The 21,416-nt window shown below is 56.0% G+C and carries 24 protein-coding genes; 14 read left to right on the forward strand and 10 right to left on the reverse strand.

Annotated elements, in window-relative coordinates; genetic code table 11:
• Nucleotides 1-39: 39 nt before the first annotated feature.
• On the forward strand, nucleotides 40-360 hold the full coding sequence (trxA, locus tag AC2FLB_RS14505; protein ID WP_271950641.1) for a thioredoxin: 321 nt from the start codon (nucleotides 40-42) through the stop codon (nucleotides 358-360).
• Nucleotides 361-520: 160 nt separating this feature from the next.
• On the opposite strand, the gene AC2FLB_RS14510 is transcribed toward trxA, so the two are convergent.
• Nucleotides 521-715 carry a DUF1127 domain-containing protein gene (locus AC2FLB_RS14510; RefSeq protein ID WP_142637449.1) on the reverse strand — a complete coding sequence of 65 codons (195 nt, stop codon included), beginning with the start codon at nucleotides 713-715 and terminating at the stop codon, nucleotides 521-523.
• A gap of 198 nt (nucleotides 716-913) precedes the next feature.
• Between AC2FLB_RS14510 and hslV the strand changes: the two genes are divergently transcribed.
• Nucleotides 914-1,471: an ATP-dependent protease subunit HslV gene (gene hslV / locus AC2FLB_RS14515; RefSeq protein ID WP_496692592.1), complete on the forward strand. Its 558-nt coding sequence runs from the start codon at nucleotides 914-916 to the stop codon at nucleotides 1,469-1,471.
• A 494-nt stretch (nucleotides 1,472-1,965) separates the two neighbouring features.
• Here the strand turns inward: hslV and AC2FLB_RS14520 are convergent, their stop codons facing one another.
• A complete protein-coding gene (locus tag AC2FLB_RS14520) occupies nucleotides 1,966-3,207 on the reverse strand; it encodes an MFS transporter (RefSeq protein WP_496692593.1) in 1,242 nt (413 codons plus the stop codon).
• Nucleotides 3,208-3,387: 180 nt separating this feature from the next.
• Here AC2FLB_RS14520 and hslU point away from each other — a divergent pair, with 180 nt between their 5' ends.
• The 3 genes from hslU to AC2FLB_RS14535 all read left to right on the forward strand — a co-directional run bounded on the left by hslU (nucleotide 3,388) and on the right by AC2FLB_RS14535 (nucleotide 7,104).
• The gene (hslU, locus tag AC2FLB_RS14525) at nucleotides 3,388-4,695 is read left to right on the forward strand and encodes an ATP-dependent protease ATPase subunit HslU (protein WP_142637444.1); all 1,308 of its coding nucleotides are present in this window, start codon (nucleotides 3,388-3,390) and stop codon (nucleotides 4,693-4,695) included.
• Nucleotides 4,696-4,792: 97 nt separating this feature from the next.
• Nucleotides 4,793-5,887 carry an alpha/beta hydrolase gene (locus AC2FLB_RS14530; RefSeq protein WP_496709499.1) on the forward strand — a complete coding sequence of 365 codons (1,095 nt, stop codon included), beginning with the start codon at nucleotides 4,793-4,795 and terminating at the stop codon, nucleotides 5,885-5,887.
• Nucleotides 5,887-7,104 carry an MFS transporter gene (locus tag AC2FLB_RS14535; RefSeq protein WP_496709500.1) on the forward strand — a complete coding sequence of 406 codons (1,218 nt, stop codon included), beginning with the start codon at nucleotides 5,887-5,889 and terminating at the stop codon, nucleotides 7,102-7,104. The genes AC2FLB_RS14530 and AC2FLB_RS14535 overlap by 1 nt, the downstream gene beginning before the upstream one ends.
• Here the strand turns inward: AC2FLB_RS14535 and AC2FLB_RS14540 are convergent.
• The 3 genes from AC2FLB_RS14540 to AC2FLB_RS14550 are packed head-to-tail and all read right to left on the reverse strand — an operon-like array spanning nucleotide 7,101 to nucleotide 9,378.
• Nucleotides 7,101-7,688: a Smr/MutS family protein gene (locus AC2FLB_RS14540; protein WP_496709501.1), complete on the reverse strand. Its 588-nt coding sequence runs from the start codon at nucleotides 7,686-7,688 to the stop codon at nucleotides 7,101-7,103. The two genes, AC2FLB_RS14535 and AC2FLB_RS14540, sit on opposite strands and share 4 nt — an antisense overlap.
• Nucleotides 7,688-8,722 (reverse strand): murein transglycosylase A, encoded by a 1,035-nt coding sequence (gene mltA / locus AC2FLB_RS14545; protein WP_271950628.1) that lies wholly within the window; start codon nucleotides 8,720-8,722, stop codon nucleotides 7,688-7,690. Before mltA ends, AC2FLB_RS14540 begins: the two co-directional genes overlap by 1 nt.
• Complete coding sequence (locus tag AC2FLB_RS14550; protein ID WP_496678644.1) at nucleotides 8,719-9,378, reverse strand: Tim44/TimA family putative adaptor protein; 660 nt, start codon at nucleotides 9,376-9,378, stop codon at nucleotides 8,719-8,721. The genes mltA and AC2FLB_RS14550 overlap by 4 nt, the downstream gene beginning before the upstream one ends.
• A gap of 108 nt (nucleotides 9,379-9,486) precedes the next feature.
• On the opposite strand from AC2FLB_RS14550, the gene AC2FLB_RS14555 reads away from it, so the two are divergent.
• Both AC2FLB_RS14555 and secB read left to right on the forward strand, forming a co-directional pair.
• Nucleotides 9,487-9,987 carry an FxsA family protein gene (locus AC2FLB_RS14555; protein ID WP_142637432.1) on the forward strand — a complete coding sequence of 167 codons (501 nt, stop codon included), beginning with the start codon at nucleotides 9,487-9,489 and terminating at the stop codon, nucleotides 9,985-9,987.
• A 54-nt stretch (nucleotides 9,988-10,041) separates the two neighbouring features.
• Complete coding sequence (secB, locus tag AC2FLB_RS14560; protein WP_142637430.1) at nucleotides 10,042-10,539, forward strand: protein-export chaperone SecB; 498 nt, start codon at nucleotides 10,042-10,044, stop codon at nucleotides 10,537-10,539.
• Nucleotides 10,540-10,566: 27 nt separating this feature from the next.
• Here the strand turns inward: secB and dnaQ are convergent, their stop codons facing one another.
• Genes dnaQ through AC2FLB_RS14580 form a run of 4 tightly spaced genes read right to left on the reverse strand, consistent with a single transcriptional unit; the run spans nucleotide 10,567 to nucleotide 13,301 of the window.
• Nucleotides 10,567-11,289 carry a DNA polymerase III subunit epsilon gene (gene dnaQ / locus AC2FLB_RS14565; RefSeq protein ID WP_496709502.1) on the reverse strand — a complete coding sequence of 241 codons (723 nt, stop codon included), beginning with the start codon at nucleotides 11,287-11,289 and terminating at the stop codon, nucleotides 10,567-10,569.
• Nucleotides 11,282-11,875, reverse strand: coding sequence for a dephospho-CoA kinase (gene coaE, locus AC2FLB_RS14570; RefSeq protein WP_496709503.1), 594 nt, complete (start codon nucleotides 11,873-11,875; stop codon nucleotides 11,282-11,284). Before coaE ends, dnaQ begins: the two co-directional genes overlap by 8 nt.
• A complete protein-coding gene (locus AC2FLB_RS14575; RefSeq protein ID WP_496709504.1) occupies nucleotides 11,872-12,705 on the reverse strand; it encodes a shikimate dehydrogenase in 834 nt (277 codons plus the stop codon). The genes coaE and AC2FLB_RS14575 overlap by 4 nt, the downstream gene beginning before the upstream one ends.
• Nucleotides 12,702-13,301: a Maf family protein gene (locus AC2FLB_RS14580; protein ID WP_142637605.1), complete on the reverse strand. Its 600-nt coding sequence runs from the start codon at nucleotides 13,299-13,301 to the stop codon at nucleotides 12,702-12,704. The genes AC2FLB_RS14575 and AC2FLB_RS14580 overlap by 4 nt, the downstream gene beginning before the upstream one ends.
• A 404-nt stretch (nucleotides 13,302-13,705) precedes the next feature.
• Between AC2FLB_RS14580 and AC2FLB_RS14585 the strand changes: the two genes are divergently transcribed.
• From AC2FLB_RS14585 to AC2FLB_RS14615, 7 genes are all read left to right on the forward strand, one after another.
• Nucleotides 13,706-14,155, forward strand: a complete 450-nt coding sequence (locus tag AC2FLB_RS14585) for a CopD family protein (RefSeq protein ID WP_142637422.1) — start codon at nucleotides 13,706-13,708, stop codon at nucleotides 14,153-14,155.
• Nucleotides 14,156-14,279: 124 nt separating this feature from the next.
• The gene (rho, locus tag AC2FLB_RS14590) at nucleotides 14,280-15,551 is read left to right on the forward strand and encodes a transcription termination factor Rho (RefSeq protein WP_142637421.1); all 1,272 of its coding nucleotides are present in this window, start codon (nucleotides 14,280-14,282) and stop codon (nucleotides 15,549-15,551) included.
• Nucleotides 15,552-15,582: 31 nt separating this feature from the next.
• A complete protein-coding gene (gene mnmE / locus AC2FLB_RS14595; RefSeq protein WP_496698689.1) occupies nucleotides 15,583-16,869 on the forward strand; it encodes a tRNA uridine-5-carboxymethylaminomethyl(34) synthesis GTPase MnmE in 1,287 nt (428 codons plus the stop codon).
• A gap of 12 nt (nucleotides 16,870-16,881) precedes the next feature.
• Nucleotides 16,882-18,750 carry a tRNA uridine-5-carboxymethylaminomethyl(34) synthesis enzyme MnmG gene (mnmG, locus tag AC2FLB_RS14600; RefSeq protein WP_496709505.1) on the forward strand — a complete coding sequence of 623 codons (1,869 nt, stop codon included), beginning with the start codon at nucleotides 16,882-16,884 and terminating at the stop codon, nucleotides 18,748-18,750.
• Nucleotides 18,747-19,361: a 16S rRNA (guanine(527)-N(7))-methyltransferase RsmG gene (gene rsmG, locus AC2FLB_RS14605; protein WP_496709506.1), complete on the forward strand. Its 615-nt coding sequence runs from the start codon at nucleotides 18,747-18,749 to the stop codon at nucleotides 19,359-19,361. The genes mnmG and rsmG overlap by 4 nt, the downstream gene beginning before the upstream one ends.
• Nucleotides 19,354-20,157 (forward strand): ParA family protein, encoded by an 804-nt coding sequence (locus AC2FLB_RS14610; protein ID WP_142637414.1) that lies wholly within the window; start codon nucleotides 19,354-19,356, stop codon nucleotides 20,155-20,157. Before rsmG ends, AC2FLB_RS14610 begins: the two co-directional genes overlap by 8 nt.
• 19 nt (nucleotides 20,158-20,176) lie before the next feature.
• Nucleotides 20,177-21,073 carry a ParB/RepB/Spo0J family partition protein gene (locus AC2FLB_RS14615; protein WP_142637412.1) on the forward strand — a complete coding sequence of 299 codons (897 nt, stop codon included), beginning with the start codon at nucleotides 20,177-20,179 and terminating at the stop codon, nucleotides 21,071-21,073.
• Here AC2FLB_RS14615 and AC2FLB_RS14620 read toward each other — a convergent pair.
• Nucleotides 21,063-21,416: a YbaN family protein gene (locus AC2FLB_RS14620; RefSeq protein ID WP_142637410.1), complete on the reverse strand. Its 354-nt coding sequence runs from the start codon at nucleotides 21,414-21,416 to the stop codon at nucleotides 21,063-21,065. The genes AC2FLB_RS14615 and AC2FLB_RS14620 overlap by 11 nt on opposite strands.

Genomic DNA, 21,416 nt, shown 5'->3' on the forward strand with positions numbered 1-21,416 from the left:
GTTTCAGTGACCAAGCATTCCCCATTCAGGAGACAGAATATGTCGACCGTAGCTGTTACCGACGATACTTTTGACGCCGAAGTCAAGAATTCCGACATCCCCGTAGTTGTCGATTTCTGGGCCGAATGGTGTGGCCCCTGTAAACAGATCGGACCCGCTCTGGAAGAGTTGGCGGCTGAATATGGCGACAAGGTCAAGATCGCCAAAGTCGATGTAGACAGCAACCCGAACTCTGCCGCCGCCATGGGCGTACGTGGCATCCCGGCGCTGTTCATCTTCAAGGATGGTCAGGTCGTTTCGAACCGCGCAGGCGCCGCACCGAAAGCCGCGCTGCAAAGCTGGATCGAAGAAGCGCTCTGATCCGGTTCGGGAAACAACGTTTGAAGGCGCCTTATTCGGGGCGCCTTTTTTCGTATCTGGGGCAAAGCGCTTCCGGCTGAATTGTCTGACTGGAAAAAGCTGCGCAGAAAAAGCCGCCCAGACCCGGGCGGCTTATCTTGAATTCACGAATTCTCGTGGATCAGAGGGTGGTGATATCCGCGCGGCACAGGCCGATATCGTCCAGCTGTTCATCACTGAGAGCCGACAGGGCATTGCGAGTTTTGCGGGATTCATTCCAATCGGCGGCTTTTTCAAAAGCGCCAAAAAACGCGTCCACTACATGCAGGATGGTAGCTGCTCCGAGCGGCGCATGGATATTTGCGGTAGTTGCCATTTGCGCATTCCTTATAAACAGAAACAGCCGACCCGTTGTCGGTTGTGGGCCTCATGTAGGATTTTCAACTGAGTCCCACAATTGCTGGTTTTACAGCCCCGATTTGCGTTTTTTGCATATCTTATAAGCAAGTTGTGAACTGTTGCGCTGCGGATGAGACCGGCCCATATAGAACAGCAGGCGAAAACGGAGGCCCCCATGGCAGACAGCGACTTTCCCGGTTGGCACGGCACAACCATTATTGGCGTCAAAAAAGGCGGGCAGGTGGTCATTGCCGGAGACGGGCAAGTCAGCTTGGGCCAGACCGTGATCAAAGGGACCGCGCGCAAGGTACGCCGCCTATCACCCGGCGGGTTCGAAGTTGTCGCTGGTTTCGCCGGATCAACCGCCGATGCCTTTACCCTGTTGGAGCGGCTGGAAACCAAGCTTGAGGCCACGCCCGGTCAACTGGCCCGCGCCTCGGTCGAGCTGGCCAAGGACTGGCGCACCGACAAATACCTGCAAAAGCTTGAGGCGATGTTGATCGTCACCGATGGCACCGATCTGCTGGTGATCACCGGGGCAGGGGATGTGCTGGAGCCGGAACACAACGTGGCTGCCATCGGATCGGGTGGCAATTTTGCCCTGGCGGCGGCGCGCGCGATGATGGATGGCGACAAACCGGCGGAACAAGTCGCCCGCGAAGCCATGGCCATCGCCGCCGATATCTGCGTCTATACCAATGGCAATCTCACGGTTGAGAAGATCGGCGGCTAATCCGGCTGCTTACCTTTTCGACGGCAGTTTTGGCCCCAGAATCGTTCCCGACCGGGCGCCAATATTCGGACCCGGCAGGTTTATCTGCCGAGAAGACCCTAGCCGCCCCATGAATTGCCCAGACCGCGCGCCGAGATTTGGACCAACAGACTCAAGTGGGTAAAAACTGCGACCCATGAATTGCCCAGATCGCGCTCCAAGATTTGGGCCAACAGACTCAAGTGGATCAAACTTGCGCCCCATAAATTGGCCGGATTGGGAACCAGGCGGTTTCCTCGGCCCCAAAACTGTACTCGAACTTTCGTGTGCTGCCCGCTTGTTGACAACGTGACCGCCTAGATCAGAGGAATCTGCCAGAAACGGCGGCGGCGGCGCCACCTGCTGCGAAGGCAATGGGCCCGTGGCCAACAGCCCAATCAATAGTGCCGCGCCCGTAATCCTGAGGGATTGGATTACCTTCATCTTCCCTGCTCTCAATCGTGGACAATATCCGTCTAAGCCAATAGAGCCGAGATTTCCTTGGATTTCCAGCGCCGATGCATGCCGATCAGCCCCAGTATCGCCGCGACGATCACGATGTAATAGGGCAGGCGGATGTCGATACTCATCAACCCGCCGCCGATCAGGGACATGACGCCCCCGGCCAAACAGAAGACAGCCGTCGTCACCCCCATGACCCAGCCTTGATCGGTGTCGCTGACACTGGAGGAAAACAGGCCCAGCAGTGTCGGGTATGAGACGCCAAAGAAGAAATAGAAGAAAAAGACCGGGACATAGCTCAGCACACCGCTGGGGCTGAAGGCGAAACCTAGGCCGCTGATCACCATCACAACCAGTGAGACATAGATGATCTGGTGTTTGCTGAACCGTTCCTGCGCAGGTTTGACCAGGAAGGTGCTGGAAAAGGCCAGCGCAACCCCAATGACGACCATGGCCATGCTGCCGCCGATGACCCCGTATCCAAATGCGCTGGTCAGGAAGTTGTCGACAAACACATAGAAGGTCACATTGGCGATCATGAACAGGCCATAGACCGGCATGATTTTCAGAACCATCGGATGTTCGCGCACCGCTATCAGGCTGTCGGTGATATCGCGGGGGCGAAAGACAAAGGGCTCACGCTCGGTCCGGGTATCCTTGAAATACGCGGCGACAAGGAAAATGGCGATCAACACCAGAACAAAGGCGCCGTAGAATGGCGTTTTCAGCGTCGCCGCGCTGCCCAGCAGGGCCGAGTCCGACAGGACCGCGCCAATAATGGGACCGCCAACCAGGCCAAAGCTGACACCTGTCACGATATAGCCCATGTTGCGGTCGCGGTCAGCGGCATCGGTGCTGCCGTCAATCATTGCCGCCTGCGCGATAGGCTGGTTGCCAGCTGTGAACCCGGTGATCGACCGGCCGACAATCAACAGCAAAAGGCTGTTGAGATACAGCGCAGTGATGGTCAGCGCATAACCTATCAATGCCCCTCCCAGACACACTAGCAGCGCGTTCTTGCGACCAATGGAATCTGAAACCTTAGAGACATAGACCACGCCCAGAAACCAGGACAGAAAGAAACAGCCAATCACCAAGCCGTAGTAGAAATGCCGGGTGCCCATGGCCGTGTTTTCAGGCAGGAACCCCGATTTCGTCTCCATGATCAATGAGTTGATGATCGGAAAGACCAACCCTTGCCCGATCAGGTCGACAAACACGACAAACAGCAGGGTGATCTTGGCAATCTTGGTCATTTCCGCGCTCCAGGCCCTCAACGCTTTGAAATCACTGTACCAGAGGCCGGGCGCTTTACCTATGGAAAGCATTTGCAAACCGGGTGGGGCGTTGCTAACCAACGCTGCCGCTGTTGTTTTCGCCGTTGCGGTGATTACCTAGACCGCAGCCAACTTATGCCGACCGAAAGGACTGCCCCCGTGACCGACCTGACCCCGCGCGAGATTGTCTCGGAACTGGATCGCTTTATCATCGGGCAGAAGGATGCCAAGCGCGCGGTCGCCGTGGCGCTGCGTAATCGCTGGCGGCGCAAGCAACTGGCTGATGACATCCGGGATGAGGTTTATCCCAAGAATATCCTGATGATCGGCCCCACCGGCGTTGGCAAGACTGAGATCAGCCGGCGTCTGGCCAAGTTGGCCCGCGCACCCTTCATCAAGGTCGAGGCCACCAAATTCACCGAGGTTGGATATGTTGGCCGCGATGTGGAACAGATCGTGCGTGATCTGGCCGATGCCGCGATCCTGCAGACCCGTGAATTCATGCGTGAGGACGTCAAAGCCAAGGCCCATCAGGCCGCCGAAGACCGGGTGATTACTGCCATTGCCGGGGAAGACGCACGTGAGGGCACCCGCGAGATGTTCCGCAAAAAGCTCAAATCCGGAGAGCTGGACGACACAGTGATCGAGCTGGAACTGACGGATACCTCAAGCCAGATGCCGATGTTCGATATCCCTGGCCAACCCGGCAGTCAGATGGGGATGATGAATCTGGGCGATATTTTCGGCAAGGCCTTTGGCGGGCGCACCGTCAAGAAACGCCTGACCGTCGCCGAAAGCTATGACATGCTGATCGGAGAAGAGGCCGACAAACTGTTGGATGACGAAACCGTAAACCGCGCGGCGCTGGAATCGGTTGAACAGAACGGCATCGTGTTTCTGGACGAGATCGACAAGGTTTGCGCCCGTTCGGACGCACGCGGCGGTGATGTCAGCCGAGAGGGGGTGCAGCGTGACCTGTTGCCTCTGATCGAAGGCACAACCGTCTCCACCAAGCATGGGCCGGTCAAAACCGACCACATTCTTTTCATTGCCTCAGGCGCGTTTCATATTGCCAAACCATCCGACCTGTTGCCGGAACTGCAGGGGCGCCTGCCGATCCGTGTCGAGCTGCGCGCACTGACCGAAGAGGATTTCGTCCGCATCCTGACCGAGACAGACAACGCGCTGACCCGCCAGTACACTGCCTTGATGGGCACCGAGGATGTCACGGTCAGCTTTACCGAGGACGGCATCGCAGCCCTGGCGAAAATCGCAGCGGATGTGAACCAAAGCGTCGAGAATATCGGTGCACGTCGGCTTTACACCGTGATGGAGCGCGTATTCGAGGAATTGTCTTTCACAGCCCCCGATCAGGCCGGTTTGGAAATCACCGTGAATGCACAGTTCGTTGACGACAATCTGGGTGAGCTGACAAAGTCTACGGACCTCAGCCGTTACGTTCTGTAATATCTCCAGCCGGTTTTTGCCGGTCCGTGTCATTGACCCCGCTGGACCTGGGATCAGAATAGAGTAGCGTGTGCGCAAATTCCTTAGGGGGCGACAGGTGCTGCGCTATATTATTTTTGTCCTGACTGCGGCAACGCTAGCCGCATGTGTCGACCGGACCGTATCTCAAACCGTGCCCTCGGCACTGGAGATTGGCACGCCCAAAACCATTTACGCAGCAACCACCCGCGCGCGCGAAGCGGACGGATCCTATGGGTACCGCCGCAGCGATCAGCTGCAGTTTCTCGAGATGACGGTCTCGATTCCACCCAATCACACACCCGGGACATTGGATTTTTCCTATGCCGACCCGGACCCGGAAAATCAGTTCGTGATGGCTGATGAAGACGAGCTTGCTGGACCCCAGGGCCTTGCCTCGCGACTAAGAGGTGTGGACGAGGTTTCGATCTTTATCCACGGCTATAACACGACCCAGTCGGAAACAGTGTTCCGCGCCGCGCAGTTGGAACATGATCTGGAAATACCGGGTGAAACCATGGTCTATTCCTGGCCAAGCCAGGCAACGGGTTATGGCTATGCCTATGACATCGACAGCATGCTGTTCGCACGTGATGGTCTGGAACAAACTGTTCGCCAGCTGAAATCAATGGGGGTCGATCGGGTTATCCTTGTGGCGCACTCCATGGGGACTGCCCTGACGATGGAAATGATGCGGCAGGCCGAAATACGCGACCCAGGCTGGTCTCATCGGAATATCGAAGGGGTTATTCTGATCGCGCCAGATCTGGATGTCGATCTGTTTCGGTCGCAAATGGACAGCATAAAAACGCTTCCTGATCCGTTCATTGTGATGATTTCGCGAAAAGACAAACTGCTGAGCATATCCTCACGCCTGCGCGGCACCACCAAAAGCGAACGCCTGGGAAATATCAGCTCGGCGGATGCTCTGTCCGAATACAAAATCAGCATTCTGGATACGACCGCCTTCAATAGTGATGCCGGGTCTTCTCATTTTGTGGCCGCAACTTCTCCGGCGCTTCTTGCGATCATCAATTCCGCGCGGCGAGTCAGCAGCACCTTTGGCAGGCAACGCGGAATTGACGTGATCGCACCGGCTGAGGTACGAAACCCGACCGGGGCGACCGAGATTGAGCTGACCGAGACCGGGCAGGCCAAGGTCAGCTCTCCGTGATGTCCTTTCACTTGGGGCATTATTTGAAGGCAAATGCCTCATGGCTTGGCGCCGGAGTTCTGCTGACTTTCCTGTCCTGTTTTGGGCAAACGTTCTTCATCTCGATCTTTTCCGGCGAAATTCGTGCGACGTTCGGGTTGAGCCATGGGGCTTGGGGTGGGATCTATTCGCTGGGTACGACCGCATCCGCCATCATCATGATCTGGGCGGGCGGACTTACGGATATCTTCCGGGTGCGTGTGCTCGGCCCCGCTGTCCTGGCTGGGCTAGCCGTGGCGGCGCTAGCGATGGCGTTGAACCGCTGGCTGATCCTGCTACCGCTGCTGATCTTCCTGTTGCGCCTGTTCGGGCAGGGGATGAGCACCCATCTTGCCTTGGTCGCGATGGCGCGTTGGTTTACCACAACGCGCGGCAAGGCCTTGTCGATCGCCTCGGTCGGATTTGCGGTTGGCGAAGCGCTTTTGCCGGTAATCTTTGTCGCTGCGATGGTGTTTTTGGATTGGCGCCTGCTCTGGATCATCTCGGCAGGTATTTGTGTGGCCGGCATTCCGATTCTGCTGCGCTTGCTTCGGCAAGAGCGCACACCGCAAAGTCTGGCCAGCGAGTACTCAGCAGCAGGTATGCAGGGGCGGCACTGGACACGCACCGACGCTTTGCTGAACCCGTTGTTCTGGTTCATGGCCCCCGCCTTGCTGGGTCCTTCTGCCTTTATCACCGCCTTCTTCTTTCATCAGGTCCATCTGGCCGAGGCCAAAGGCTGGCAACATATCGAGTTGGTGGCGCTGTTTCCCGTCTACACAGGTGTTTCCCTGATCTCGATGTTTGTCGCGGGATGGGCACTGGATAAATGGGGAACCGCCCGAATGATGCCCTTTTATCAGGTGCCAATAGCTATCGGCTTCATGTTGGCGGCTGCAAGCACCTCGATTGGGGGTGCGGTTGCTGCATTGGTCTTTCTGGGGCTGACCGTCGGCGCAAACAGCACCTTGCCCAGCGCGTTCTGGGCGGAATTCTATGGAACCCGTCATATTGGCGCGATCAAGGCCATGGCCACGGCGGTCATGGTCCTTGGGTCGGCGATTGGCCCCGGACTGACCGGCGTGTTGATTGATCAGGGGGTTCCGCTGGACACGCAGTTCCTGTGGATCGGCGTCTTCTTCCTGCTGGTTTGTCTGCTGACCTGGATTGGCATCAGCCGCGCCGCACGCACGCTTTAGCGACTGCGGCGCAGATAGACGTAATAGGCCCCGTCGCCACCATGGCTGATATGCGCGGGCGTCACCTGCATCACAGCCTGTGCCAAGGGCGGCAGTGACAGCCATTGCGGTACCTGATTGCGCAAGACGCCGCGCGGAGTGGGGATGGGGCCGGGCTCATCCCGGTCCTTGCCTTTGCCGGTCACCACCAGAACCAGACGCTTGCCCGAAGCCTGCGCGGTTAGCACAAAGCGCACCAGCGCCGGATAGGCCGTGTCCATCCGCAAGCCATGCAAGTCCAACTTGCCCTCGGGTCGGAGCTTGCCACGTTTCATCCGGGCAAAAGCCTTGCTGTCCATTTGCACTGGGTTGGCGCGTAACCCTTCGGTAACGGATGGTTTCAACACATGCCGTACACCCCTGCCAGCCGCGTTCTGCCCGACTTCAAACGCCTCGATCCGGGGCTTAAAGGTCTTTGTCGGTTTCGGCCTGGGCAATGAGGTGGGGTACACCGACTGCGGGAGTTCGGGATGCAGGCGATCTGCCTGTTTGGTCACCTTGCGCCACAGATCCATTTCGTCAGGGGTCAATTTGCGGCGCGACATCAGAACTCGTCCGGTAAAAGAGCATATGCGCGCTGAATCGGCAGCAGAACCACCATGCGACCCGGATCTTTCAGGCGCCCCGCTGCGGCCCCTGCGGCATCGCCGGTTCCAAAGAAAATATCAGCCCGCTGCGCGCCCTTGATTGCGGACCCGGTATCCTGAGCGATCATCAGCCTGCGCAAAGGATCCTTGCCGTCCTTTTCGACCCAGACTGGAGCACCCAGCGGTGTGTATGCCGGATCGGCGGCAATGCTGCGCATGGTGGTGACCGAACGGTTCATCGCACCCAGAGGACCAAATTCCGGTGCAACACGATTCACCTCGCGGAAGAACACATAAGACGGGTTGTGAAACAGCAATTCGGTACCCGCCTCGGGGTTCTTGCGGACCCAGGATTTGATCATCTGCGCACTGACCTGATGCGCACCTAGGGCACCGCGCCGGATCAGTTCGGACCCGATCGAACGATAAGGATGCCCATTGGCGCCCCCATAACCGACCCGCAGCGCCCTCCCATCGGGCAACCGGATACGGCCTGAGCCCTGAATCTGCAGAAAGAACAGCTCGACTGGGTCGTCCACCCAGGCGATTTCAAGACCGCGGCCCTGCATGACATCACCGGTCAGCAGATCGCGACGGGATAACCATTTTTCGGCTCCGCGCGCCTCAGGAGGCATTTTATAGATCGGGTATTTATACCGCTCCGATCTGGTTTTGGACCCGTCCAGTTCGGGTTCAAAATAGCCTGTGAACAGGCCATCCTTCCCGTCTTCGACCAGAACGGGACGGAAGAACAGCTCAAAAAATGACCGGGCCGCATCGGGCTTATAGGTGCGCGCCACGCCGCACAATGCCTGCCAGTCCGGATCATCCAGATCACCGCACGTGTTCAGAAAAACCGAAAGGGCCGCCCCGTGATCATCGGCGGCCCAACCATTCAGGTCATCATAGGACAGTATGGATCGTGTCACCTCGGCGCTGGCAGAGGTGGTCATGACAGCCACCAGGAAAAGCGACCGAAACGCTTCAATCATGCGTCCGTGGCAACAAGCAGCCAGTTCGGATCGTCCGAGCCCATAACGCGGGCAAAGGTCCAGCTGTCCTTTTGACGTTTAACCGTGTTTGGGTTGCCCTCGATGATATCGCCACCACGATCCCGCACGGCCGAAGTCAGCTCTCCAACAAATTTCATGGTGATTTCGGCCTGGTTGGTATCCTTGTCAAAGCTCACATCTGCCAGTGTGGTTTCGCGCACACCGATAAATTCGGCCTCGATGGTCAGCCCCTGATCCTCGCGCGCGGCAACGACCGAAACAAAGGTATCAAATACCTCTTCCGACAGGAAGGGCTGGATTTCATCCAGATTGCCCTTTTCGAACCCCATGACGATCATCTCATAAGCGCCGCGAGAGCCCTGAACAAATTCACCCACCGAAAAGCCCGGCTCGATCCGTTTCATAGCGGATAGGGTCTGCGCCTGTTCGCTGTCCTCGGGCACGTGATCGGTAATGTCGTGATCTGGCCCGCCCTCAATCACCTCAAAATCACGGCGCGACTTATTGGCTTCGGACTGTTGTTGAAGCGGGGGTTTCTCAAAACCCTCACGTGTACCCAGTACGCTTTTCAGGCGCAGGATCAGGAAAACGGCAATTCCGGCCAGGACCAGCAACTGGATCATTGGTTCGTTCATTTCATCCTCTTGGTCAGACCGCGACTTTGTATACACGGCCTCTTGCCACTATGTAGGTGACAGTTCGGGACAAGTCTACCGCCCGACCTGCAGTAAAGGATAATGCAAATGTACCTGTTCCTGGCTTTTTTACTTGTTCCGATCATCGAAATCGGCCTGTTCATTCAGGTTGGTGGGCTAATCGGACTGTGGCCAACCCTTGCGATCGTGGTTCTAACGGCCGTTCTGGGTACCGCTTTGGTGCGGACACAAGGTCGCATGGCGTTGGAAAACCTGCAACGATCCTTTGCAGAGCTTGACGACCCGACCGAACCTTTGGCCCATGGCGCGATGATCTTGCTGTCTGGTGTCTTGCTGCTGACACCGGGGTTTTTCACCGATGCCGTTGGATTTGCGCTGTTAATCCCTGGCGTCCGGGTCTCTGTATTCCGCTATCTCCGCTCGAAGGTCACAATCACGCAGTTTCAGATGGGCGGCGGGACGCAGTTCAGGACCGGGCCCCAAGCATCGACCCAGGGCGATGTGGTCGACGGTGAATACACCGAGGTTCGCCCCCGTCAGAACCCGTCAAAGCCATCGAAATGGGTCGAAGGGCCGCACCAGCATTGAGGTGCCTCGCCCAACTTGCTAAGCAGTGGCGAAATTCAGTTTCGGAGTAGACCCATGGCCGAAGACGGCGCCCAAGAAAACACCGCGGCCCAGACCGCACCCCAGATCCAGATGCGCGTTCTGGGACAATTCATTCGCGATATGTCCTTTGAAAACGTGATGGCGCAAAAAGGCGTGTCTGGCGATGTCCAGCCCGAGATCGCGGTTCAGGTCAATCTGGACGCCAAAAAGCGCCCGGCTGAGCATCAATACGAGGTGTCGATCAAGCTGAACCTCAAATCCAAAGCCAAGGGCATGGAAGACATCCTGTTCCTGTGCGAGCTGGATTATTGCGGCCTGTTCCATGTGGAAGGTGTCGCCGAAGACCAGCTGCATCCGTTCCTGATGATCGAATGCCCGCGGATGCTGTTCCCGTTCCTGCGACGCATCGTCAGCGACATCACGCGCGACGGTGGGTATCCGCCGGTGAACCTGGACAACATCGATTTTGTCAGCCTGTACCGGAATGAATTGATGCGCCGTCAGGCCGAGACGCAAAAAACACAGGCCTGATCAGCCTTACCCGCGCCGGGGCTGACCTCAGGCGCGGGACCACAAGGCGTTTTCGCCCAGTTTTTCCACAAATTCCTCATGTGCCGCGCGTTCGTCCTGGGTGATCCGGGGCGGCAGGGCGTCTTTGCGCGGCGATGGCCGCCACTCTTCTGCTCCGCCAGCGGAAGACGACGCAGAGGTCGAAAGCCCGAAATCAGGCTGACGGCCCCCGATCAGCTCAAGATAGACCTCAGCCAGAATTTCCGAGTCGAGCAAGGCCCCGTGCAAAACCCGGTTCGAATTGTCGATATTGAACCGCCGGCACAGCGCATCCAATGAGGCGGGCGATCCCGGAAACCGTTTGCGCGCAATCGCCAGCGTATCCAGCGCCTGATCCATCGGGATCGGCGCCAGACCCATCCAGCCCAGCTCGGCATTCAGGAATTTCATGTCGAATGACGCATTGTGGATCACCAGTTTCGAGTCAGCGACAAAATCCCGAAACCCCTGACCAACCTTGGCAAAAACCGGCTTGTCCTTCAGCGTGACCTGACCTTTTTCCACCGAGCGGGGCGGTTCCAGCAGGTCCGGGCCAATGCCATGCACGCCAAACGCCTCTTCGGGCATGAACCGTTGAGGGTTGATATAGACGTGATAGGTTTCGCCCGTGGCGACGTGATTCCAAAGCTCAACCGCACCGATTTCCACAATCCGGTCGCCGCTCTCAGGATCAAAGCCCGTGGTTTCGGTATCGAGTACAATCTCACGCATCTGCCAGCCCTGCCCGTATCTGCCTGACCACATCCTGCACCTGTGTGCGGGCGTGGTCCAGACTGTCCGTGACGATCACAAAATCAGACCGCGCGCATTTTTCGTCATTCGGCATCTGCTTGGCTTTGATCTGCTCGAACTGCGCCTCGGTCATGGTACCGCGCGCCATCACACGGCGTTTCTGCTCGTCAGCCGGGACCGAGACACAGGCGACCGCATCCATCGCCGCATCTCCATCGGTTTCAAATAGCAGGGGAATATCGAAAACCAGAATATCTGCGGTGGCTTGTTCCCGGAACGCCGCTCGATCCGCCGCCACCAGCGGGTGAACAACGGCCTCAATCGCTTTCAGCGCTGCCGGGTCTGCTGAAATGAGCCGTTTCAATACTTCCCGGCTAACCGCGCCGTCGATAATGGCCTCAGGAAACGCCCTACGCATCGGCTTGATCGCTGTCCCGCCACGCGCGTATAGCCGATGCACGGCGGCATCTGCGTCCCACAACGCACAGCCTTCGTCGACGAACATGCTGGCAGTTGTGCTTTTTCCCATGCCGATAGAACCGGTCAGGCCAAGTGCAAAGCTCATCCCAGCACCGCAGCACGCAAATCAGAAGTGACTTCAGGGCGCACCCCAAACCAGCTTTCAAACCCAGGTACGGCCTGATGCAACAACATGCCAAGGCCATCTACGGGTGTGCATCCCGCCTGTTCTGCTGTTTCCAGCAAGCGTGTCTTAAGTGGCGCATAGACCAGATCGGTGACTATGGCACCGGGCTGTAACCCGTCCAGAGGCACCCGCAGCTCGGGCTGGCCTTGCATCCCAAGCGAACTTGTGTTGACCACAAGTTCCGCATCTTCAACCACGTTGCCCGCTTTCAACCAATCCACCACCGTTATGGTCGTACCAAACTCTTCCTTCAGGCGATCTGCACGTGTGCGCGTCCGATTGGTCAAGAAAATCTCGGGCACACCTGCATCGACCAACGCTTGAAGAACAGCACGCGCGGCGCCTCCGGCACCAAAGACAACCGCGGGACCATCCGCTGGAATCCAATCTGGGGCGCCGCTGCGCAGGTTCTGCATGAACCCGTACCCATCGGTGTTATCCGCATGGATCGAACCGTCGGGCTGAAACACAAGCGTATTAGCAGCCCCGATCTGCTTGGCCCGGTCCGAAGCCGTATCCGCCAGATCCAAGGCCACCTCTTTATGGGGCACTGTGATGTTGGCCCCGGCAAATCCGGCTTTGGGCAAAGTTCGTAGAACAGCCTCAAGATCATCCGGTGCGACATCCATGGGGATATAGTGACCGGCCAGGCCATAAGTTTTCAGCCAATGGCCATGCAGTATTGGGGATTTCGAATGGGAAATCGGATGCCCGATCACACCCGCCAGCGGGATCTGCTTGCCACTCATTGATCAATCACCCCTTTGACCGCCAGAAAATTCAACAGCTCCAATAGGGGCATACCCAAAACGTTAAAATAGTCACCGTCAATGGTTGCGAACAGCCGCACGCCTTCTTCCTCAAGCTTATAGGCCCCGACTGCGTGGCGGATGCTGTCCCAGTTGCGCGCAACATAGTCGCGTAGATAGGCGTCCGAACTCATCCTCATCCGCAGGCGCACCTGACCTACATGTCGCCAGATCGGCTCGCCATTCTGATAGATGACGGCTGCGGATAACAGCATATGCCGCTTGCCCCGCATCGCTTTGAGCTGCGCCAGCGCATCCTCGGGCGATTGCGGTTTGGACAAAAGCTGACCTTCGAAATCCAGCACCTGATCACATCCCAGAACCATCGGCCCCGGCACCTTGTCGCTGACCTTGCGGGCTTTCATCTCTGCCAGAGTATCGGCAATATCACGTGGAGATGCCTCTTCGGCCAGCAAAGCCCGTTTGGCGGTCTCTTCGTCCACGCGTGCAGTTTGAACGGTAAACCGCACGCCCGCATTCTCTAGCAACTGCGCACGAATGGATGACCCCGAGGCCAATATGATGGGGACAGAAATGTGGAAAACCCCCTGAGCAAATGGTTGATCGTTCAAGGATGGTTTGTATGGTTTTCCTGTTGACACGCAAGCCCGGTGTTTTCGCGAAAAACTTCTATGAGTCGCCCGAACCCTGTCCAGTCTGGACAAGGATAACTTTGAACATCGGGACAAGCGGGATATCCCAGCTTATTCATCAAGTTATCCCCGGAAGTCTACGCATTACATATTCATAACATATTGTTTTATTGTAGTTTTTTATGAAATCAACAGAAGCACCCAGTTCTCGGGTGAAACTATCCACCTGGGGAAAACAGATGGGTAAATAAGTAATCCACGGAATTTGATCTCCCTACAAAACCATCATCCTTTCTCTTTTCCTATTTTTTTTATAGGGAGAGATCCAAACCACGCCCGGAGCTGGAATGACTGATCTTCTTTTCACCATCTATCCTTGGGTGAAGTCCCTGCACATCATGGCCGTGATCTCTTGGATGGCCGGTTTGTTCTATCTGCCTAGATTGTACGTCTATCACGTAGAAAAAGCCCAAGGCGTTGACGGGGCGCAGGAGATCTTCTTTGAAATGGAAGAAAAGCTGCTGCGGGTGATCATGCGCCCGGCGATGTACGTGGCCTGGGCCTGCGGCCTGATCATGGTATTCACACCAGGCATAGTCGGCTGGGATTTTGCCTGGCCCTGGGTCAAAGGCGCAGCAGTGATTGCGATGACTTGGTTCCACTACTGGCTGATGGTACGTCGAAAGGACTTCTTAGAGGGCCGAAATACGCTCACTGGGCGGCAGTATCGCATGATGAACGAGGTGCCCACTATTTTGATGGTTATCATCGTTCTGGCGGTCGTTCTGAAGTTCTGAGCAGCTATTTGACTCTTTGTAGGTAAGTGCTTATTTATCGCGTAACACGCCCGTCCGGGCGGCGTATCTTCCGTATTGAAATTCCAGTCCGAGCCGCATCCATGCGGCCAAGGTTCTTATCATCATGTCTAATGAATCCCTCAATCTGGCCGATCTGAAAGCCAAAAGCCCCAAAGACCTTCTGGCGATGGCCGAAGAGCTTGAGATCGAAAACGCCTCGACCATGCGAAAAGGCGAGATGATGTTCCAGATTCTGCGCGAACGCGCAGATGAAGGCTGGACCGTGGGCGGCGATGGCGTACTTGAGGTTCTGCAAGATGGGTTCGGGTTCCTGCGTTCGCCCGAGGCGAACTATTTGCCCGGTCCTGATGATATCTATGTCTCGCCAGAAATGATCCGCCAGCATTCGTTGCGCACCGGTGATACGGTCGAAGGTGATATCAAGGCGCCGGACGAGAACGAACGGTATTTCGCACTGATCAAGGTCACCAAGATCAATTTCGAAGATCCCGAGAAAGCCAGGCATAAAGTTGCTTTCGACAACCTGACACCGCTTTATCCGGATGAGCGCCTGAAGATGGAAGTCGAAGATCCAACCATCAAGGACAAGTCCGCCCGTGTCATCGATCTGGTTTCGCCGATCGGTAAAGGTCAGCGGTCGTTGATTGTGGCACCGCCACGGACCGGTAAGACGGTGATCCTGCAGAATATTGCGAACTCGATCGAAAAGAACCACCCTGAGTGCTATCTGATCGTCCTACTGATCGACGAGCGGCCGGAAGAAGTGACCGACATGCAGCGTTCGGTGAAGGGCGAGGTCGTGTCGTCGACCTTTGATGAACCCGCCACCCGCCACGTTGCCGTATCTGAGATGGTTATCGAAAAAGCCAAGCGTTTGGTCGAACATAAACGAGATGTTGTTATTCTTCTCGACTCGATCACAAGACTTGGTAGGGCATTTAATACCGTGGTTCCATCCTCGGGTAAGGTTCTGACCGGTGGTGTCGATGCAAACGCCTTGCAAAGGCCCAAGCGCTTCTTCGGTGCGGCACGGAATATCGAAGAGGGCGGCTCGCTGACCATCATCGCCACCGCGCTGATCGATACCGGAAGCCGGATGGACGAAGTCATCTTCGAAGAATTCAAAGGCACCGGTAATTCGGAAATTGTTCTGGATCGTAAGATCGCAGATAAGCGCGTGTTCCCGGCTATCGACATCCTCAAATCCGGTACGCGGAAAGAGGATTTGCTGGTCGATAAGGGTGATCTGGCCAAGACCTTTGTTCTGCGCCGTATCCTGAACCCGATGGGCACTACCGATGCGATCGAGTTCCTGTTGTCCAAGTTGAAACAGACCAAGACAAATGGCGAGTTCTTCGATTCGATGAACACCTGACACAGGTCCTGGACGCAAGCGAGGCGGTCGAATGGATACGATATTCGCCTTGGCCAGCGCGCAAGGCAAGGCAGGGGTGGCGGTCATCCGTCTCTCGGGCCCCTTGGCGCATCCTGCCGCGGCTGCTCTTTCCGGTGCTGCTTTGCCCTCCCGCGGGATGCGGGTACGCAGCTTGTATGGAAAAGACGGATCGCGCCTGGATGATGGTGTAGTTCTGACCTTCCAGGCCCCGGCCAGCTTTACTGGCGAAGACGTGGCAGAGCTACAGATTCACGGCAGTACAGCGGCGGTCAACGCCGTCATGCGCTGCCTTGCGGACATGGATGGTTTGCGCCTGGCTGATCCCGGGGAATTCACCCGCCGTGCCTTGGAAAACGGCAAAATGGATTTGACACAGGTCGAGGGCCTTGCCGATCTGATCGACGCTGAGACAGAGGCTCAACGCAAGCAGGCACAGATCATTCTGGCCGGAGAGCTTGGGAATTTGGCTGAACGCTGGCGGCGCGATTTGATTCGCGCCGCATCGCTGCTTGAGGCAGTGATTGATTTTGCCGATGAAGAGGTGCCAACCGATGTTACCCCTGAAGTGCGCCAGTTGATCACAGATGTCATTGCAGATCTACAACGTGAAGCTGAAGGGGTTCGTATTGCAGAACGCATTCGAACCGGGTTCGAGGTTGCGATTGTTGGCTTGCCAAATGCTGGAAAGTCGACATTGCTGAACGCTCTGGCCGGTCGCGATGCAGCGATCACGTCGGAATATGCCGGCACTACGCGCGATGTGATTGAAGTTCGAATGGACCTTGAGGGACTTCCCGTTACTTTGTTGGATACAGCGGGCTTGCGGGAAACCGACGATCACGTCGAAAGCCTGGGAATTGAGCGAGCCAAAAAGCGCGCCGAGGCCGCCGATCTGCGCGTATTTCTGACTGATGATCCAAAAGAGCTGGGCGTTCAGATGTTGGAAGGAGATATTCAGGTTCTTCCGAAATCCGATCTGAGAAACAGTTCTGATGAAGGAATCTCAGGGAAAACCGGGCAGGGTGTGGATCGGTTGATTTCCAACATATCGCGTGTTTTGGGTGATCGTACTACTACCCATGGTATCGCCACGCGTGAAAGGCATCGTATAGCGCTGATCACAGCGCGCGACGCACTTAGTGCTGCAATCGCTGTTCTGGAATCAGGTCCCGACCTGTATGATATTGCAGCCGAGGAACTGAGGACCGCGATCCGCGCTTTGGAAGCTTTGGTTGGCAGAATTGGTGTAGAAGACTTGTTGGATGAAATATTCTCAAGCTTCTGCCTGGGAAAGTAAGGAGTGTTTCACGTGAAACATTCGGATTTTGACGTCGTCGTTATCGGAGCGGGCCACGCCGGAACAGAGGCGGCCCATGCGGCCGCCCGGATGGGTGCGACTACCGCCCTTGTGACTCTGTCGGCCACTGATATCGGCGTAATGTCCTGTAACCCGGCTATTGGGGGCCTCGGGAAAGGGCATCTTGTTCGCGAAATTGACGCGTTGGACGGGGTGATGGGGCGCGTCGCAGACCAGGCGGGAATTCAGTTTCGTTTGCTGAATCGCCGTAAAGGCCCCGCTGTGCAGGGGCCCAGAACGCAGGCAGACAGGGCTTTGTACCGAGCTGCGATGCAGCGAGAAACCACGGCACAGCCGAACCTCAGCGTCGTAGTCGGCGAGGTGACAGATTTCCTGGTGAATGGATCTGCTGTTACCGGAATTCGATTGGCGGATGAGTCTGAAATACGGGCCAGCGCTGTGATCCTGACGTCTGGGACATTTTTGCGAGGGGTTATTCACATTGGTGACGTATCGCGCCCTGGCGGCCGTATGGGGGACCGTCCCTCGGTAAAGCTGGCCGAGCGTTTGGATAGCCTTAACCTGCCGCTAGGACGCTTGAAAACGGGGACACCGCCCCGGCTGGATGGTCGGACGATTGATTGGTCAGGTCTCGAAAGTCAGGACGGCGATGATGAACCTACGCTGTTCTCATTCCTCTCGATGGGGGTGGTGGCGCCGCAGATTTCTTGCGGGATTACGCATACCAATGCCAGAACACATGAGATCATTGAAAAGAACCTTTCCAGATCGGCGATGTATGGGGGGCATATTGACGGTATAGGCCCCAGATATTGCCCTTCGATCGAAGATAAGATTGTGCGGTTTGCTGATAAGGAATCTCATCAAATTTTCCTCGAGCCAGAAGGTGTGAATGATCACACAATCTATCCGAATGGAATTTCTACCTCACTGCCGCAGGATGTTCAGGTCGACTATGTCAGATCCATTAAGGGGCTGGAAAAGGCAGAGATCCTCCAACCTGGCTACGCCATCGAATATGACTACGTAGATCCTCGCGTTCTGACATCATCACTGTCGTTGCCTGAGGCGCCAGGACTATATCTTGCGGGTCAGATTAACGGCACCACAGGATATGAGGAAGCTGCAGCTCAGGGAATGGTGGCTGGCCTCAATGCTGCCCTTCAGGTCTTGGGTCGGGATCCAATCCATTTCACGCGTTCCGACAGTTATATTGGCGTCATGGTCGATGACCTGACTACTCGCGGAGTGGCGGAACCTTATCGGATGTTTACCTCACGGGCAGAGTTTAGATTGTCGTTGCGCGCCGATAATGCCGACCAACGACTGACACCTATTGGCCTACGCCTAGGTTGCGTAAGCGAGACACGCCGCAAGCACTTCTCTGAAAAGATGGAGAAGTTGGGGGCTGCGAAAAAGAAGCTCACAGATCATACCTATACTCCGAAAGAAGTGCGAGAAGCTGGTATCGAGGTCAATCAGGATGGCAATCGCCGCGATGGTATGGCGATTTTGGCCTTTCCTGATGTGAGCTTTGAGGATCTTGTTCCCTTGATTCCTGAGTTGCAGGACGTTGATTCAGGCATTCGGCAGCAAGTGGAACGCGATGCGCTGTATGCGAATTATATCGAGCGGCAGAGACGTGATGTCGAAGCGATGAAACGCGATGAAGCCTATGAGATTCCGCGTGATTTTGACTTCTTCGCATTGGATGGGCTGTCGTCAGAGATGAAGCAGAAGTTGTCCAACGCCCGTCCCGAGAATGTAGCGCAGGCAAGCCGGATAGAGGGTGTGACACCGGCTGCGCTGACTCTGGTGTTGGCCAAGCTTCGCCGCGATCAGAGGGTGCGCAAAGCATGAAGGAAGAGCTGTTTGACGGTCTGAATGTTTCACGTGAAACATTTGATCGACTGGCAACATATGTTGCCCTTGTCGAGCGCTGGAACCCGAAAATCAACCTCGTATCGCGCAAAAGCTTGTCAGAAATCTGGACACGGCACATTTTGGATTCCGTTCAGGTTTTTCGATGTGCCGAGAACTTTTCGCATTGGGTTGATATTGGAAGTGGTGGCGGGTTTCCCGGTATGGTTTGTGCAATTATGGCGATCGAAGAAGCGCCAGACGCAAAATTCACCTTTGTTGAAAGCGATCAGCGAAAATCTGCGTTTTTACGCAATGTATCCCGGGAATGTGGCGCAAACTGTAAAGTGGTGGCGAAACGCATTGAAGCGGTGGACCCCCTGAATGCAGATGTTTTGTCTGCCCGCGCCTTGGCAGATCTCGGGGTATTATTATCTTTTTGTGACAGACATTTAGGCGATTCTGGCGTCGCTTTGTTGCCGAAAGGTGTAAGCTGGAAAAAAGAGGTACAGGATACGCAGGAAGAATGGAATTTCACCTGTGATCCGATTACAAGTTTAACAGAACCCCAAGCCGTCATCCTCAAGGTCAAAGGAGTATCACGTGGTTGATCTATCTCGTCCCTCAGGCCCCCGGATCATAGCGGTAGCCAACCAGAAGGGCGGGGTTGGGAAGACGACAACAGCCATAAACTTGGCAGCAGGCCTGGCCGAGGCCGGATGCAGGGTTTTAGTGGTTGATCTGGATCCACAGGGGAATGCTTCAACCGGTTTAGGTGTCGAGGATCGAGATTGGACAACTTATGACCTGATTCTGGATGATGCGCCTTTGGATGCGGTCGTTCAGGACTCGGAGATTGAAGGCATTCTCGTTGTCCCCGCTACGGTAGACCTCAGTTCCGCCGATATCGAACTGATTTCGAACGAAAAACGCAGCTATTTACTGCATGATGCGTTACGCCAGACTGCTATTGATAAGTACGATCTGGATTTCGTCCTGATTGACTGTCCGCCATCGCTGAATCTTCTGACGGTAAACGCGATGGTCGCAGCGCATTCCGTACTGGTGCCATTGCAAAGCGAGTTCTTCGCATTAGAGGGTTTGTCCCAGCTCATGCTGACCATTCGCGAGGTGCGACAGACTGCGAATCCAGACCTCAGAATCGAAGGTGTTGTGCTGACTATGTATGACAACCGCAACAACTTGTCCCGTCAGGTCGAAAAAGACGCACGTGACAATCTGGGTGAGATGGTATTTAAAACCAAAATACCCAGAAATGTACGGGTCAGTGAGGCTCCGTCATACGCGTTGCCGGTTTTGCAATATGACTCGGGGTCTCTGGGCGCGATGGCCTATCGGCATTTGGCCCGGGAAGTCATGCATAAGAACAATAAAACCGCAGTCTGAGCGGTACTAGGAGGACCCTGTGACAGCCAGAAAATCAAAACCAAGAGGGTTGGGTCGCGGGCTTTCGGCGTTGATGGCAGATGTCACACAAGAGCCCCAGGGACGCGTGCCAACTGATTCACGGCGGCCGGACCTGACGATTCCAATCGAAAAGCTTCACGCAAACCCAAATCAGCCGCGCCGCACCTTTGCCCGGGAGCATCTGGATGAGCTTGCCGCTTCGGTCAAAGAGAAGGGGATCATTCAGCCGCTGATCGTCCGCGAGATTGCCGAAGGCGATTATGAAATCGTCGCGGGTGAACGCCGCTGGCGCGCGGCGCAAATGGCGCAGTTGCATGATATCCCCGTTATCGTTCGCGATTTTGATGACACTGAGGTTCTGGAAGTCGCCATTATCGAAAACATTCAGCGCGCGGATTTGAATGCGGTGGAAGAGGCGGCCGGCTATAAGCAGCTGATGGACCGCTTTGGTCATACGCAAGAAAAGCTGGCTGAAGCATTGGGCAAAAGCCGCAGTCATATTGCCAATTTGCTGCGCCTGTTGTCCCTGCCAATGGATGTACAAACCCTTGTAATAGAAGGAAAATTATCGGCTGGCCATGCACGGACGCTGATCACGGCCGAGAATGCCTCGGATCTTGCAAAGCAAATTGTCAAAGACGGGCTGTCGGTGCGGGCAACGGAAGCGCTGGTGAAGAAGCAACAGCAGGGGGATGCGGCCCGACCGGCACCAAGGTCTCGGGATCTGAATGCGGGTAAAGATGCGGATACCCGGGCGCTGGAAAAGGATCTTTCCGCGATTCTAGCGATGAAAGTGGCGATCAATCACAAAGCGGGCTCGGAAACGGGGCAGGTGGTCCTGACCTATGAGAACCTGGATCAACTGGATGATCTTTGTTCCAAGCTCAGCCGCTAGGGCGGGTCCAGATAAAGAACATCACGCCGCCTAGTACAATCGCCTGGATGATCAGGACATGAGACGGCGCAGACATCATGACCGATAGTCCAAATACGGCGGTGACCGACAGGGTGGCCGCCTTTTTTGCGGCCGGACGAATCGCGCCTGAACTCTGCCAATCGACGATCATTGGGCCAAACAGTCGGTGCGTTATCAGCCAGCTATGCAGCCGTGAAGACGAGCGGGCAAAGAAGAAGGCGGCGAGTAGCAGAAATGGAACCGTTGGTAGTAGGGGAAGCACCACCCCAACAGCGGCCAGCCCGACGCATAACAATCCAAGCCCTGCCCACAGATATTGCAT

The organism is Ruegeria sp. CDSA236, assembly GCF_059611285.1.